At 70.2% G+C, this 14,400-nt stretch carries 14 protein-coding genes; 5 read left to right on the forward strand and 9 right to left on the reverse strand.

What is annotated here, in order from left to right:
• Window position 1 precedes the first annotated feature (1 nt).
• Window positions 2-1,240, forward strand: a complete 1,239-nt coding sequence (locus G6N31_RS18965) for a uracil-xanthine permease family protein (RefSeq protein ID WP_179964203.1) — start codon at window positions 2-4, stop codon at window positions 1,238-1,240.
• A 7-nt stretch (window positions 1,241-1,247) separates the two neighbouring features.
• Here G6N31_RS18965 and G6N31_RS18970 read toward each other — a convergent pair whose 3' ends face one another.
• The 8 genes from G6N31_RS18970 to thiO are packed head-to-tail and all read right to left on the reverse strand — an operon-like array spanning window position 1,248 to window position 8,123.
• Window positions 1,248-2,783, reverse strand: coding sequence for a M28 family peptidase (locus tag G6N31_RS18970; protein ID WP_234815149.1), 1,536 nt, complete (start codon window positions 2,781-2,783; stop codon window positions 1,248-1,250).
• A gap of 1 nt (window position 2,784) precedes the next feature.
• Entirely contained in the window at window positions 2,785-3,696 is a 912-nt protein-coding gene (locus tag G6N31_RS27550) for an alpha/beta fold hydrolase (protein ID WP_098001006.1), read from the reverse strand.
• A 17-nt stretch (window positions 3,697-3,713) separates the two neighbouring features.
• Window positions 3,714-4,463 (reverse strand): ABC transporter permease, encoded by a 750-nt coding sequence (locus G6N31_RS18980; RefSeq protein WP_098001008.1) that lies wholly within the window; start codon window positions 4,461-4,463, stop codon window positions 3,714-3,716.
• Entirely contained in the window at window positions 4,460-5,365 is a 906-nt protein-coding gene (locus tag G6N31_RS18985) for an ABC transporter ATP-binding protein (RefSeq protein ID WP_098001010.1), read from the reverse strand. The genes G6N31_RS18980 and G6N31_RS18985 overlap by 4 nt, the downstream gene beginning before the upstream one ends.
• Window positions 5,362-6,114: an SGNH/GDSL hydrolase family protein gene (locus G6N31_RS18990; RefSeq protein ID WP_098001012.1), complete on the reverse strand. Its 753-nt coding sequence runs from the start codon at window positions 6,112-6,114 to the stop codon at window positions 5,362-5,364. Before G6N31_RS18990 ends, G6N31_RS18985 begins: the two co-directional genes overlap by 4 nt.
• Window positions 6,111-6,878, reverse strand: a complete 768-nt coding sequence (locus G6N31_RS18995; protein ID WP_098001014.1) for a thiazole synthase — start codon at window positions 6,876-6,878, stop codon at window positions 6,111-6,113. The genes G6N31_RS18990 and G6N31_RS18995 overlap by 4 nt, the downstream gene beginning before the upstream one ends.
• A complete protein-coding gene (gene thiS, locus G6N31_RS19000) occupies window positions 6,871-7,068 on the reverse strand; it encodes a sulfur carrier protein ThiS (RefSeq protein WP_098001016.1) in 198 nt (65 codons plus the stop codon). Before thiS ends, G6N31_RS18995 begins: the two co-directional genes overlap by 8 nt.
• Window positions 7,068-8,123, reverse strand: a complete 1,056-nt coding sequence (gene thiO / locus G6N31_RS19005) for a glycine oxidase ThiO (RefSeq protein WP_098001018.1) — start codon at window positions 8,121-8,123, stop codon at window positions 7,068-7,070. The genes thiS and thiO overlap by 1 nt, the downstream gene beginning before the upstream one ends.
• A gap of 161 nt (window positions 8,124-8,284) precedes the next feature.
• On the opposite strand from thiO, the gene thiE reads away from it, so the two are divergent.
• Window positions 8,285-8,953 carry a thiamine phosphate synthase gene (gene thiE / locus G6N31_RS19010; RefSeq protein ID WP_098001139.1) on the forward strand — a complete coding sequence of 223 codons (669 nt, stop codon included), beginning with the start codon at window positions 8,285-8,287 and terminating at the stop codon, window positions 8,951-8,953.
• Here the strand turns inward: thiE and G6N31_RS19015 are convergent.
• Window positions 8,937-9,428 (reverse strand): NUDIX hydrolase, encoded by a 492-nt coding sequence (locus G6N31_RS19015; RefSeq protein ID WP_098001020.1) that lies wholly within the window; start codon window positions 9,426-9,428, stop codon window positions 8,937-8,939. The two genes, thiE and G6N31_RS19015, sit on opposite strands and share 17 nt — an antisense overlap.
• A 115-nt stretch (window positions 9,429-9,543) precedes the next feature.
• Between G6N31_RS19015 and glnX the strand changes: the two genes are divergently transcribed.
• From glnX to G6N31_RS19030, 3 genes are read left to right on the forward strand one after another with little or no spacing between them, the layout of a single operon-like run.
• A complete protein-coding gene (gene glnX / locus G6N31_RS19020) occupies window positions 9,544-10,863 on the forward strand; it encodes a protein kinase G-activating protein GlnX (protein ID WP_098001022.1) in 1,320 nt (439 codons plus the stop codon).
• Window positions 10,863-11,840: a glutamate ABC transporter substrate-binding protein gene (locus tag G6N31_RS19025; RefSeq protein ID WP_098001024.1), complete on the forward strand. Its 978-nt coding sequence runs from the start codon at window positions 10,863-10,865 to the stop codon at window positions 11,838-11,840. Before glnX ends, G6N31_RS19025 begins: the two co-directional genes overlap by 1 nt.
• Window positions 11,840-14,110 (forward strand): serine/threonine-protein kinase PknG, encoded by a 2,271-nt coding sequence (locus tag G6N31_RS19030; protein WP_098001026.1) that lies wholly within the window; start codon window positions 11,840-11,842, stop codon window positions 14,108-14,110. Before G6N31_RS19025 ends, G6N31_RS19030 begins: the two co-directional genes overlap by 1 nt.
• The last annotated feature ends 290 nt before the right edge of the window (window positions 14,111-14,400 follow it).

A 14,400-nucleotide genomic window follows, 5' to 3' on the forward strand; every position in this document is an offset into this window, starting at 1 on the left:
CGTGCATTTCTGGACGCCCGTCCCCTCCCGCTCCGGCGCCGACTTCGTCGTCGCGCCCGATGAGCGGCTGAGCTGGCCGCGCACGATCGGGCTGGGCGCCCAGCACGTCGTCGCGATGTTCGGCGCCACCTTCCTGGTGCCGGTGCTGACCGGCTTCCCGCCGGCGACGACGCTGTTGTTCTCCGGCGTGGGCACGGTGCTGTTCCTGCTGATCACCGGCAACCGGCTACCCAGTTACCTGGGTTCGAGCTTCTCGGTGATCGCCCCGGTGGTCGCCGCGGTCGCATCGGACGGCGCCGGCAGCGCGCTGGGCGGGATCGTCGCGGTCGGGCTGGTGCTGATCCTGGTCGGCGGGGTGGTGCACCTGGCCGGCACCCGCTGGCTGGACCTGACGCTGCCGCCGGTGGTCACCGGCGCGATCGTCGCGTTGATCGGGTTCAACCTCGCGCCGGTGGCCAAGGACAATTTCGAGGACGGCCCGCTGCTCGGGTTCGTCACGCTGGTGTTGCTGGTGGGGGCGCTTGCGTTCTTCCGCGGCATGATCGGCCGGCTCGCCATCTTCCTCGCGGTCGCGTCGACCTACGGGCTGGCCCTGTTGCTCGGAGAGGTCGACACCACCGCGATCGCCGACGCGAAATGGTTCGGGCTGCCGGAGTTCGCGACCCCGACGTTCACGTTCAGCGTGCTGCCGATGTTCCTGCCGGCCGTGATCGCGCTGATCGCGGAGAACATCGGGCACGTCAAGTCGGTGGGGCAGATGACGCGCACCGACATGGATCCGCTGCTGGGCCGGGCGCTGGCCGCCGACGGCGTGGCCACCACCCTGGCCGGGTTCGGCGGCGGTTCGGCGACCACCACCTACGCGGAGAACATCGGCGTGATGGCCGCCACCCGGGTCTACTCGACGGCCGCGTACTGGGTGGCGGCCGCGGTGGCCATCGCGCTGTCGTTGTGTCCCAAGGTGGGTGCGGTCATCGAGGCCGTTCCCGCCGGGGTGCTCGGTGGGGCCACCCTCGTGCTCTACGGACTGGTCGGCATCCTCGGCGTGCGCATCTGGTTGACCAACCGGGTGGACTTCGCCAAACCGGTCAACCAGATGACCGCCGCGATCCCGCTGATCATCGGCATCGCGGACTTCACGTGGCAGGCCGGCGGATTGACGTTCACCGGCATCGCGCTCGGCTCGATCGCGGCGCTGGCGATCTACCACGGGATGCGGCTGCTCGGTTACCGCGCCTGACGGGAGTTCAGGACTCCTGCAGTTCGTGGCGGACGCGGTCCTCCCGCACCGGGATTCCGTTGCGCCCCCGCTGGTTCTGGGCATACAGACCGACGACGTATCCGACCCCGCTGCCGTGAATCTGCATCGCGGTGCGGTCGATGTTGTCGAACGTGTCGGTGTCCTTGTGGTAGTTCGGATCGAACGGTTCGTCGGCTCGACCGCCCCACAGCTCGGCCTGCTCGGCGGTCATGTCGTCCTCGGCCCCGGAGAACAGCCCGCCCGCAGGCACCCCGGCACGGGTGAACGCCTCGTAATCCGATCGGCCGTCGAAGAAGGTGTCCTGCGCCGGCTTTCCGGCGCGATCGAGGTAGTCGGCGAGGGTGCGCTCGATACCCGGGGAGCCTTCCGGCACCCGCGGCACGCCCAGGCGCGGATCGGGCGGTATCGACATGTTGCCGTCGTAGGTGAAGTAGCCGGGGTTCGGTGACCCGATCATGTCGAAGTTCAGATACAGCGCAATGTCTTTGAGCTGCTCGGTGTCCAGCGATGCGAGGTAGGCGTTGGAGCCTTCCAGCCCCACCTCCTCGGCGCCCCAGAACGCGAACCGGACCGCGTTGGTGATGTTCGGCGAGCTGCCCAGCTGCAGCGCGGTTTCCAGCACCGCCGCCACTCCGGAGGCGTTGTCGTTGATACCGGGGCCTTCGGCGACGCTGTCGAGGTGTGCGCCGACCAGCACCACGTCGGCGGTCGAGCCGGTCGTGGTCTGGGCGATGACGTTGCGGGTGCGCTCGGTACGCACCCCCGCGTTCATCCGGATCGTGGTGGGTGCACCGGGCTGGGCACGCAGTCCGGCCCCGGCGTCCTTGCCGATGCCGATCACCGGGATCTTCACGTCGGTGTCGTCGCCGAGGGTGCCGCCGACCAGTTCGTCGGCGTCGGTGTTGTCGGCCACGATCAGCGCCACCGCGCCGCGGTCGGCGGCCACGGCCTGCTTGGTCCCGAACGGGCACGCGCCCCGGTCGACCAGCACCACCGCGCCGCGCACCGGAAGACCGTCGTAGTCGTCGGCGGTGCAGCCCGGGGTCTCCTCGGCCGGCGCCGCGACGAGGGGACCCGACACCCCGTCGGGCGGAGTGCCGATGGTGAATTCCAGCGGGCGGGCCGAGACGTCGCCGTCGGCGACCGTCAACGTGGGTTCCTCGGCCCACGGCAGGCGCACCTCGAAGTCCGGGGTCTGCACGTCGAAGCCCTTGTCGCGCAGCGCCGTGACCACGTAGTCCACGCTGGCGTCGTAGCCGGAGGTGCCCAGCGCCCGGCTGCCGCCCTCGGCGTCGGCGATGTCCTGCATCTTCTGCAGGTGCGCCATCGTCGCGTCGACGGTGACCTTGGTGGCCAGCGACTCGGCGAACTCCACCGCGGCTGCCGGGTTCGGAGACGGCACCGCCGTCGGATTCGGTGCGTCGCGGCTGCAGCTGCCGACGGCCAGCGCCAGGGCAGTGGCCAGGGCCAAGGCCGGGACAGCCAGCCCGGCCACCAGTTTCGTCCGGGTCACAGCCACCACGTTAGCGGGACCGGACGAAGTCCAGGATCGCCGTGGCGACGACGTCAGGACGTTCGATCTGCAGGAAATGGCCCGCGGCCGGCACGAACTGCACGCGGCTGCCCCGGGGCAGCACCGCCGGGATCGGTTTGGAGTACTCCGCGAGCATGGCACCGTCCTGCTCGCCGTGCATGTGCAGAATCGGCACCCGCGGCAGCTCGAAGCGGTGCGAGTGGGGTTCGGCATAGCGGGCCAGCGGCCGGCCCGGACGGATCAGCGCGCGGTAGTAGCCGACCGCGGCCTGGCGGTGGGCCAGGCTCGGCAGCGCTGCCAGTGCCGCGTCCAACTCGGCGGTGGTGTCATACCCCGGCGGCCCCCAGTCGCGCCAGAGCCTGCGGATGATGCGGGGCAGCAGCCGCTCGGGGGCCCCGGGCAGCTGGAAGAACTGGATGTACCAGCTGTTGCGGAGCTGACGCGGCAGCATCTGCAGTTGCCGTCCGACCGGCTCGCGGGTGGCGTTGATCGCTGCCACCGGCGGCACCGCCAACGTGATGTGCGCCGCGAACGGCGAATCGGGGGACGCGGCGATGCCGTTGGCGGCGAACGCACCCCAGTCGTGTCCGACCAGCACCGCATCGCCCGGCGCGCCGAGGTGGCGGTGAACGGCCAGCGCGTCGTACATCAGCGCGCCGATGTGGTAGTCCCCGTCGGCGGCCGGGCCGGTGGGCGCGTAGCCGCGCATGAACGGCGCCACCACCCGCAGCCCCTGCTGCGCCAGCAGCGGTGCCAGCCGGCCCCAGCCCCACGCGCTGTCCGGAAAACCGTGCAGGCACAACACCAGACGGCCGTCCTCGGGTCCCCAGGCCAGCGCAGCCACTTCGAGGTGGGGCAGCGTCAGCGACAGTCTCTGCGGGGCGGGGGGCAGGTCTGTCATCGGGGTCCTTTCGTCGCTCACGCGTCTCGCCGATTGACTACCACGACCGCGGCGGCGAACACCACACCGGCCAGCGCGGCGAAGTACAGCAGCGACCCCACGGCACCCCAGCGCATGACATACGTCGGGAACAGCCATGACACGTCGAGGAAGCGGTAGATGTTGGCGAACGGCAGGTACGGGCCGATCTGGGCGCCGCGGCCGGGCAGGTTACCCAGCAAGGGTTCGACCAGCAGCGGCCACAGCAGCAGCACGGCGACCGCACCTGCGGTGTGGCGTACCAGCCCCGCGACGCCCACCCCGAGGACCGCGGCCAGCGCCGCATAGAGGGCGACTCCGCCGACGGTCGGCCAGAGATCCGACGTGACGGTCCGGCCGGCCTGGGCGGGCGCGACGAACCGCACCACCGCCGCCGAACCGAGCACCATCGCAGCTGCGGAGATGCTGCAGAACACGGCGGCCACAACGGCTTTGGCCACCATGACCACGGTGCGACGGGGTACCGCCGCGAACGTGGTGGCGATCATCGCGCTGCGGTATTCGCCGGTGAGGGTCATCGCCGACAGCACGGTCAGCACCGGCACCCCGAAGACCGCGACGCCCAGCGCAGCCGTCGTCGCCGTCAACCGCTCGTAGTCGTAGGCCACCGAGGCCTGCAGCGCGGCGATGCCGAAGCTCAGCAGCGCGGCCACCGCAGCCGACCACAGCGCCGACCGCACCGACAACAGCTTGATCCGTTCCGCGTGCAGCGCGGCGACCAGCGTCATCGGGCCCTGCCGCGGAACTGGGTGACGTCGTCGGTCGAGGCCAGGTAGGCCTGTTCGAGCGAGATCTGGCGCGCGCTCAGTTCGTGGATCGTGATCCCGTGCCGGGCGGCCAGCTCGCCGACCGCCTCGGTGGTGCTCTCATGCACCGTCAGCGCTCCGGGTTCGTCGTGCACGGTCAAGCCGGCACCGGTGAGCACGTCGCGCAGCGCGGCCAGCTGGGGACTGCGGACGCGCACCGCCGCGGCGCCGGAGCGGTCGACGAACTCGGCCACCGTGGTGGAGGCGATCAGCTTGCCCTTCCCGATCACGACCAGGCGGTCGGCGGTGTTGGCCATCTCGGAGAGCAGATGGCTCGAGACGAACACGGTACGACCCTCGGCGGCCAGCGTGCGCATGAGCGTGCGCATCCAGTGGATACCCTCGGGGTCCAGGCCGTTGACCGGTTCGTCGAACAACAGCACCGGGGGATCGCCGAGCAGCGCCGCCGCGATGCCCAGCCGCTGGCTCATCCCGAGCGACAGGGTGCCCGCACCCGCACCGGCCACGGTGGACAGGCCGACCAGATCGAGGACCTCGTCCACCCGACCGCGCGGGATGCGGTTGGCGGCGGCGATCCACCGCAGATGGTTGCGCACCGAGCGGGTCGGGTGCACCTGGCGTGCGTCGAGCAGCGCGCCGACCGTGCGCAGCGGGTCGGTCAGGTCGCGGTAGGGCCGGCCGTCGATGGTCGCGGTTCCCGACGTCGGGCGGTCCAGACCGAGGATCATCCGCATCGTGGTGGTCTTGCCGGCGCCGTTGGGCCCGAGGAACCCGGTGACCACCCCGGGTTCGACCGTGCAGGTCAGTCCGTCCACGGCCCGGGTGCGCCCGAAGACCTTCGTCAGCGCGTGCAGCTCGATCATCCGGTGACCGCGGCGACGACGAGCTCGGCGACGGCGCGCATGCCCGCCGCGTTCGGATGCAGCGGGGCGGGCCGGCCCGGAGCGGGTACGCCGAAGCGGGTGGTCCACGGCTCCGGGGCCCAGGCGTGGTGGTCGCGGCTGGCCGCACCGGCACGCACCAACCCGCAACCGGTCGCCTGCGCGGCATCGGCGGTCAGCTGCTCGAGGGTGGCGGCGAGGTGGCGCGCGAGCCGCGCGTCGGCGTCGCGCAACGGCGGATCGTCCGGCAGCAGCGTCAGGTAGTCGACGAACAACACCGTGGCCCGCGGGGCCCGGGCGCGCAGCGTCTGCCCGACCGCGATGAGCGCGTCACCCACTTCGTCGAGAGCACGCAATCGGGCCTGCGGGTTCAGCAGATCACGAATCTTTGTGCCCAGCAACGGAATGAAACGGGCGGCACGAGGCAGCCCGGCGGCGAACAGCATCGGGACGTAGCCGACGTCGTTGCCGCCGATCGTGACCGTCACCAACGACTCGGACCCGTCGAGTGCGTCGGCCTGCGGCGGCGCACCATGCTGCCGTTCGGCGAGCACGTGAGCGGTGGCGGCGCCGGAATACGTGACATCGACGAGCGGCAGCCCCAAGCGGTCGGCGACCAGGTGGGGATAGTTGCGCGCCGAACGCCCCGCGCGCCGCGGCGAGCCGGTCGCACGCGGTCGGATCCCCGGCCCGGCAGCCATCGAACTGCCCAGCGCGACATAGCGGCTCATAGAGAGGGGCTCGACGCCTGCGCCCAGAAACGCTTCGGGATCCGCCCGGCGTGCCGCGCCAGGTAGCCGGCCTTCACCGCGGCGGCCATCGCGGTGGCCATCGCCGACGGGTCGGCTGCCCGGGTCACCGCGGTGGCCAACAGCACGGCGTCGCAACCGAGTTCCATCGCCAGGGCGGCGTCGCTGGCGGTGCCGATCCCCGCGTCGAGGATCACCGGCACCGACGCGGCGTCGACGATCATCTCGATGTTGTGCGGGTTGGAGATCCCCAGACCGGTGCCGATCGGTGATCCCAGCGGCATCACCGCGGCACAACCGGTGTCCTCGAGGCGGCGCGCCAGCACCGGGTCGTCGTTGGTGTAGGGCAGCACCACGAACCCGTCGTCGACGAGTTGTTCGGCGGCCCGGACCAATTCGACGGCATCCGGCAGCAGTGTGCGCTCGTCGGCGATGACCTCCAACTTGACCCAGTTGGTGCCCAACGCTTCCCGGGCCAGCTGGGCGGTCATCACGGCTTCGGCCGCGCCCCGGCACCCGGCGGTGTTGGGTAGCGGGGTAATGCCCAGACGGTTCAGCAGATCCAGCACCCCGGTGCCGCCCTCGGCATCGATGCGACGCATCGCGACGGTGGTCAGCTCGGTCTCCGAGGCGACCAGGGCCTCCTCCAGGACGGCCAGGTTGGCCGCTCCGCCGGTGCCGAGGATCAACCGGGAACCGAACTCACGTCCGGCGATGCCCAGCTTGGACGTCGTCGGCTCAGCCACCCTGCACCGCCGTCACCACTTCCACTTTCGCACCGTCTGTCAGCGCGGTGTCCCACTGCGAGCGCGGCATCACAGACCAGTCCACCGCGACCGCGATCCCCTTCTCCGGGAAACCGAGCCCCTCCAGCAACGACGCGATCGTGGTGCGGTCGTCGACTTCGACGTCTTCGTCGTTCACCGTGACTTTCATCAGCTCGCTCCAACCTTCGTACTGTGCTGGTCCTCGACCAGCGGTTCCCCGCGCAGTTGCGCGGCAATCGCCTCAGCGGTCCACGGCGCCAGCAGAAAACCCGACCTGCCGTGTCCGGTCGCGACCAGCGTGCGGTCGTCTAGACGGCCCACCAACGGCATGTTGTCCGGCGTCATCGGTCGCAGGCCCGCGGCGCATTCAGCCAGCTCGTACTCCCCGAGCGCGGGCACCACCGCGCACGCGTCGTCGAGCAGTTCGCGCACGCCCGTCACCGCGGGCGCGGTGTCGCGGCCGTGTTCGTACTGGGTGGCGCCGACCACCACCCCGTCGGCACGCGGCACCAGGTACACCTGCCGGCCGTGCACGCGGGCGCGAATCACCCTGCGCGGCACCGGCATACATCCGCGCCGCCAGCGCAGCCGCAGCACCTCACCCTTGACCGGGCGCACGGGCAGACCGGGCCACAGCGACGGCGCGTCGATACCGTTGGCGATCACCACGACGTCGGCGGGCCCGGCCTCATCCAGCGTGCCCACGGGCGGGGCCCACTGCACGCCGAGCTGCTCGCAGTGCGCGGCCAGCGCATCCACCACGGCGCGGTTGTCCACCGACAGCTCGGTCTCGGCGACGAACCCGTGTCGGATTCCCTGCGCCAGAAGCGGTTCGATGTCACGCGCCGAGGTGGTCAGGGTGACGGGATGGCCCTGCGCGGTCAGCCATTCCCCGACCGTCCGGAGATCCTGGGCGTCGGCGCGGTCGACGGCCACGACCAGCGAACTGTGCGCGGTGACCACCTCGGGCGGCAGCCCGTCGAGAAAACCGTTGCGCCACAGGTTCAGTGACTCCAGACCGAGGTGCAACAGCCGTTCCTCGCCGGGCCAGCCCTCGCTGTGCGGGGCCAACATTCCCCCGGCCACCCAGGAGGCGCCCCGATCCTCGCCGCGGTGCACCCGCACGGTCCAGCCGTCCTGGGCGGCACGACGGGCCACGGCCAGCCCGATCACGCCGCCGCCGATCACGGTGAGCGACCCCTGTGCGGTCGGTGTCGGAGTCATCGGGCATCCTCCCTTCGCCGGCATGACCCGGATCAGGTGTGACGGTCAGAGCCGGCGGGCGCACTCTCAGTCCCCGAACCCGGGACTCCCGTGTGGTCGGTGTCGTTCGGGTACCAGCCTACTGACCGCCCACGACGGCCGGCCGCGTTAGCGTGACCGGTGTGCCTACCGCCGCGCCCCGTCTCGCGTCCTGCCTGCTCTACCTGTGCACCGACGCCCGCCGCGAACGCGGTGACCTGGCCGAATTCGCCGATGCGGCGCTGGCCGGCGGCGTCGACATCGTGCAGCTACGGGACAAGAACTCGCCCGGTGAACAGCGCTTCGGCCCGTTGGAGGCGCGGCAGGAGCTGCAGGCGCTCGAGGTGCTGGCCGACGCCGCGCGCCGCCACGGCGCACTGCTCGCGGTCAACGACCGCGCCGACATCGCGCGCGCGGCGGGGGCCGATGTGCTGCACCTCGGGCAGGACGATCTGCCGCTGAGCACCGCCCGCGAGATCGTCGGGGACCGGGTGATCGGCCGGTCGACCCACGACCTCGAGCAGGTCGAACGGGCCGTCGCCGAGGACGTGGACTATTTCTGCGTCGGCCCGTGTTGGCCCACCCCGACCAAGCCGGGCCGGCCTGCTCCCGGCCTGGACCTGGTGCGGGCCACCGTGGCGTTGGGCACCGCGAAGCCCTGGTTCGCGATCGGCGGGATCGACGCCGAGCGGCTGCCCAAGGTGGTGGCCGCCGGCGCCCGGCGCGCGGTGGTGGTGCGTGCGATCACCGGCGCAGAGGATCCGCGCGCGGCGGCGCAGGCGTTGCGCGCGGTGCTCAGTTCTGCCCGTTGACCAGTAGCGGAATCGACGCCGCAAGCTCGCGCAACCGTACCCAGCTGGCCGCGAACCCGGGGTGCAGCGGCAGGTCGGCCACCGCGTCCTCGGCCACCCAGCGCAATTCGGCGCTCTCCCGGTTGGGCACCGTCTCGAGCAGTTCGTCGGCATCGGCGATGACGGTGGTGTAGGTCCAGCCGGTGACCTCGGCGGTCACCACGGTGGTGCGCACAGTCAGCTGGTCCGGCGGCAGGCCGGCTTCTTCGATCGCCTCGCGGATGGCGGCCTGCTCGGCGGTCTCGTGGCTGTCGCGGGCGCCGCCGGGCAGGCCCCACGTGCCGCCCTGATGGCTCCACGGCGCGCGATGTTGCAGCAGCACCGCGGCCTTCCCGTCCGGACCGGGCGCCCGCAGCAGCAGTCCGGCCGCGCCGTGGCGGCCCCAGTAGGCAGCACCGTTGGCCGACACCACCCAGCCGTCACCATCACCGCGCACGCGTTCAGGATAGGGAACCGAATCACCACACGCCGCGAGGCGAGCTCTTAGACTTCTTTCATAGAGTTGACCGCGACGATGAAGAGATCGAAACCAAGGTGAGGTCCGCGCAGACGTGACAGTGGAGTTGGCGCATCCCTCGACCGAACCCCTGGCGTCGCGGTCCCCCACGGGCCGGGCCCATCCGCGCTGGTGGTTCCTGTGGACGACCCCCGGCCGAATCCTGAGCATCGGGCTGGTGCTGGCCGCCCTGGTGGTGCTCAGCGCATTCGCCACGTCGACCACGATCAACGACCGTCAGCAGGCGCTGACCACGGTTCTCGACCACACCGAGCCGTTGTCGTTCGCCGCCGGACAGCTCTACACCACGCTCTCGGTGGCCGACGCGGCCGCGGCGACCGCCTTCATCGCGGGCACCGAGCCGCGGGCGGTCCGGCAGCGCTACGAGCAGGCGATCACCGACGCCGCGGTCGCCATGACGCGGGCGTCGAGCGGTCTGACCGACGAACCGATGGTGCAGTTGCTGGGCCGGATCAACGCCCGGCTTGCGGTGTACACCGGTCTGGTGGAGACCGCGCGGACCAACAACCGCGCCGGCAACCCCGTCGGCTCGTCCTACCTGTCCGAAGCGTCGTCGCTGATGCAGGAGCGCATCCTGCCCGACGCGCAGCTGCTCTACGAGCAGACCTCGGCGCGGGTCGATGCCGAGACCACGGCCTCCACCCGCATCCCGACGCCGGTGATCCTGGTGGTGGTCGCGACCCTGTTGTTCGGTGTGTTCGCCAACCGATGGCTGGCCAAACGCACCCGCCGGCGCGTCAACATCGGTTTCATCGCCGGCGGGCTGGCGGTGCTGATCATGCTGATGTGGGTCGGCACCGCGCTGATCATCTCGACCAGCGACAGCCGCAGTGCCAAGGAGACCGCGGCAGAATCGCTGAAGACCGTCACCACATTGGCCATCACCGCGCAGCAGGCACGTGCCGACGAGACGCTGTCGCTGATCCGGCGGGGTGACGAGAATCTGCGCAAGCAGTCGTACTACCAGCGGATCGAGATGATGCAGCAACAGCTGACCCGGTACCTCGAACGAGACGACTCGATCGACAAGACCGACCTCGCCGACGCCGGATCGCTGCTGGAGCGGTGGCGGGCCGCCGACGACCGGATCAGCGCCTACATCGCCGTCGGCAACTACCAGGCCGCCACCCAGGTCGCGCTGGGCACCGGCGACGACGACTCGACGCCGGCATTCGACAAGCTCGACGAGGCGTTGACCAAGGGCATCGAGCAGAGCCGCAGCCAGCTCCGCAACGAGATCGTCAACGCGCGGCGGGTGCTCTCGGGGGCCACCGTCGGCGCGGCCGCGCTCTCGGTGGTGGCGGCCGTCGCGGTGGCGCTGGGGATCTGGCCGAGGCTGAGCGAGTATCGGTAATGAGTAAGCGGGGGCTGGATCCGAAGAGGTGGGGCGCGGTGCTCGCCGCGCTGGTGATCAGCGCGTGTGGGCAGGCCGAACCGGTGGAGCCGACGCCGAGCGTCACGGTGGCCCCGCCGACCCCGGCCGGCATGGAGGAGTTGCCGCCCGAACCGGCGCACCCGCCGACGAGCGGCGCCGACGACTGCAACCCCACCGCGAGCCTGCGCCCGTTCGACACCAAAGCCGAGGCCGACGAGGCGGTCGCGGCGATCAAGGCCCGCGGGCGGCTGATCGTCGGTCTCGACATCGGCAGCAACCTGTTCAGTTTCCGCGACCCGATCACCGGTGAGATCACCGGCTTCGACGTCGACATCGCCGGCGAGATCTCCCGGGACATCTTCGGCACACCCTCGCAGGTGGAGTACCGCATCCTGTCGTCGGAGGACCGGATCGAGGCGCTGCAGAACAACGAGGTCGACGTGGTGGTCAAGACCATGACGATCACCTGCGAACGCAAGAAGCTGGTGAACTTCTCCACCGTGTATCTGAATGCGCGGCAACGGATCCTGGCGCCGCGCAATTCGCCCATCCGGCAGTCCTCGGACCTGTCGGGCAAGCGGGTCTGTGTCGCCAAGGGCACGACGTCGCTGGACCGGATTCAGCAGATATCGCCGCCGCCGATCATCGTCGCGGTGGTGACGTGGGCCGACTGCCTGGTCGCGCTGCAGCAGCGTCAGGTCGACGCGGTCAGCACCGACGACTCGATCCTGGCCGGGTTGGTGTCGCAGGATCCGTACCTGCACATCGTGGGACCGTCGATGAACGAGGAGGCCTATGGCATCGGGGTCAACCTGGACAACCCCGGCCTGGTGCGCTTCGTCAACGGCACCCTCGAGCGGATCCGTCGGGACGGCACCTGGAACACGTTGTACCGCAAGTGGTTGACGGTGCTCGGCCCCGCGCCAGCGCCGCCGGTGGCAAGGTATTCGGACTGATGACCGACGACATCGACACCGACGCCGACCCCGGGACCCAGCCCGCGGGCTTGGACGAGCTGGCCATGGATTCGACGGCCACCCAGCGGCCGATGGCCACCCAGGCGGTGTTCCGTCCGCACTTCGACGACGATGACGACGACGACATCCACACCGGCGACACCGAACCGCAGGAGACCACGTCGACGTTGACGCGCTCGCTGTCGCGCACCCGCCGGCTCGGTGGCGGCCTGGTGGAGATCCCGCGGGTACCCGCACGAGATCCGTTGACCGCGTTGATGACCGACCCGGTGGTGGCCGAGTCGAAGCGGTTCTGCTGGAACTGCGGCCGTCCGGTCGGCCGGTCGACCAAGGACGGCAAGGCGCTCTCGGAGGGCTGGTGCCCGCACTGCGGCAGCGCGTACTCCTTCCTGCCGCAACTGGCGGTCGGCGACATCGTCGCCGACCAGTACGAGATCAAGGGTTGCATCGCCCACGGTGGCCTGGGCTGGGTCTACCTCGCGTTCGACAAGAACGTCAACGACCGGCCGGTGGTGCTCAAGGGTCTGGTCCATTCCGGCGATGCCGAGGCCCAGGCGATCGCGATGGCCGAGCGGCAGTTCCTCGCCGAGGTGACCCATCCGGGCATCGTGAAGATCTACAACTTCGTCGAGCACGAGGACAAACACGGCAGCCCGGTCGGCTACATCGTCATGGAATACGTCGGCGGGACGTCGCTGAAGCAGGCCACGCACCTCAACCGCTCGGAACGGACGCGGTTGCCGGTGGCCGAGGCCATCGGGTTCATGCTCGAGATCCTGCCTGCGCTGGGCTATCTGCATTCGCTCGGACTCGTCTACAACGACCTCAAGCCCGAGAACATCATGGTCACCGAGGACCAGCTCAAGCTGATCGACCTCGGCGCGGTGTCGCGCATCAACTCGTTCGGATACCTCTACGGCACACCCGGCTATCAGGCGCCCGAGATCGTGCGCACCGGGCCCACCGTGGCCACCGACATCTACACGGTCGGCCGGACCCTGGCGGCGCTGACCCTGAAACTGCGCACCCACAAGGGCCGCTACGTCGACGGGCTGCCCGAGGACGACCCGGTGCTGGCCGAGTACGACTCGTTCGGCCGTCTGCTGCGCCGCGCGACCGACCGCGATCCGCGCCGGCGTTTCCAGAGCGCCGAGGAGATGACCAGTCAGCTGATGGGTGTGCTGCGCGAGGCGGTCGCCAAGGACACCGGGGTTCCGCGGCCCGGCCTGTCGACCGTGTTCAGTCCGTCGCGCTCGACGTTCGGTGTGGATCTCCTGGTCGCTCACACTGATGTCTACCTGGACGGGCAGGTCCATTCCGAGAAGCTGACGGCCGCGGAGATCGTGCGGGCGCTGCAGGTGCCGCTGGTCGATTCCTCCGACGTCGGCGCGGCGGTGCTGTCGGCCACGGTGTTGAGCCAGCCGGTGCAGACCCTCGACTCGCTGCGGGCGGCGCGGCATGGTGCGCTGGACTCCGAGGGCGTCGACCTCAGCGAGTCGGTCGAGCTACCGCTGATGGAGGTCCGCGCGCTGCTCGACCTCGGAGACGTGGCCAAGGCGACGCGCAAACTCGACGACCTGGCCCAGCGGGTGGGGTGGCGCTGGCGGCTGACGTGGTTCCGCGCGGTGTCGGAGCTGCTGACCGCCGACTACGAGTCGGCCACCAAGCATTTCAACCAGGTTCTGGACACCCTGCCCGGCGAGTTGGCGCCCAAGCTGGCGTTGGCCGCCACCGCCGAGCTGGCCGGCACCGCCGACGAGCGCAAGTTCTACAACACGGTGTGGTCGACCGACCACGGCATCATCTCGGCCGGCTTCGGGTTGGCGCGCGCCCAGTCGGCCGCCGGCGAACGCGATGCCGCGGTCCGCACTCTCGACGAAGTGCCGGCCACCTCAAGGCATTTCACCACCGCGCGGCTGACCAGTGCGGTGACACTGCTCTCCGGCCGGTCCAGCAGTGAGATCACCGAGCAACACATCCGCGATGCCGCGCGGCGGGTGGAGGCACTGCCCGACACCGAGCCGCGGGTGCTGCAGATTCGGGCGCTGGTGCTCGGCACCGCGATGGACTGGCTGGCCGACAACACCGCCAGCACCAACCACATCCTGGGGTTCCCCTTCACCGAGCACGGCCTGCGACTGGGCGTCGAGGCCTCGCTGCGCAACCTGGCCCGGGTGGCCCCCACCCAGGCGCACAGGTACGCCCTCGTCGACCTCGCCAACAGCGTCCGGCCGATGTCGACGTTCTGATGCGGATTCCGTGGCCGTCGGCCGCGATATCGACGTTGCCGCCCCGCCCCGCTGCGTAGCTACCAACCGAGAATTTGCCGACGCCGCAGGTGAAGGCGGCTGTCAGAGTTGAAGCAAAAGCCTATGGTCAAGCCACGGAATCCGTAGTATCGTGGGCCCACCTGGTTGAAGGGTCAGCCAGATCGGTGACGTCATCGGCGATAGTCGTCCAGCGACTAACGTGACGGCTTTGAGAAGTAGGGCCCGATCCCCTGACGCCACCCACAGTGCGAATCTACGAGAGTTTCGTC

Source organism: Mycolicibacterium duvalii (assembly GCF_010726645.1).
Taxonomy (GTDB): Bacteria; Actinomycetota; Actinomycetes; order Mycobacteriales; family Mycobacteriaceae; genus Mycobacterium; species Mycobacterium duvalii.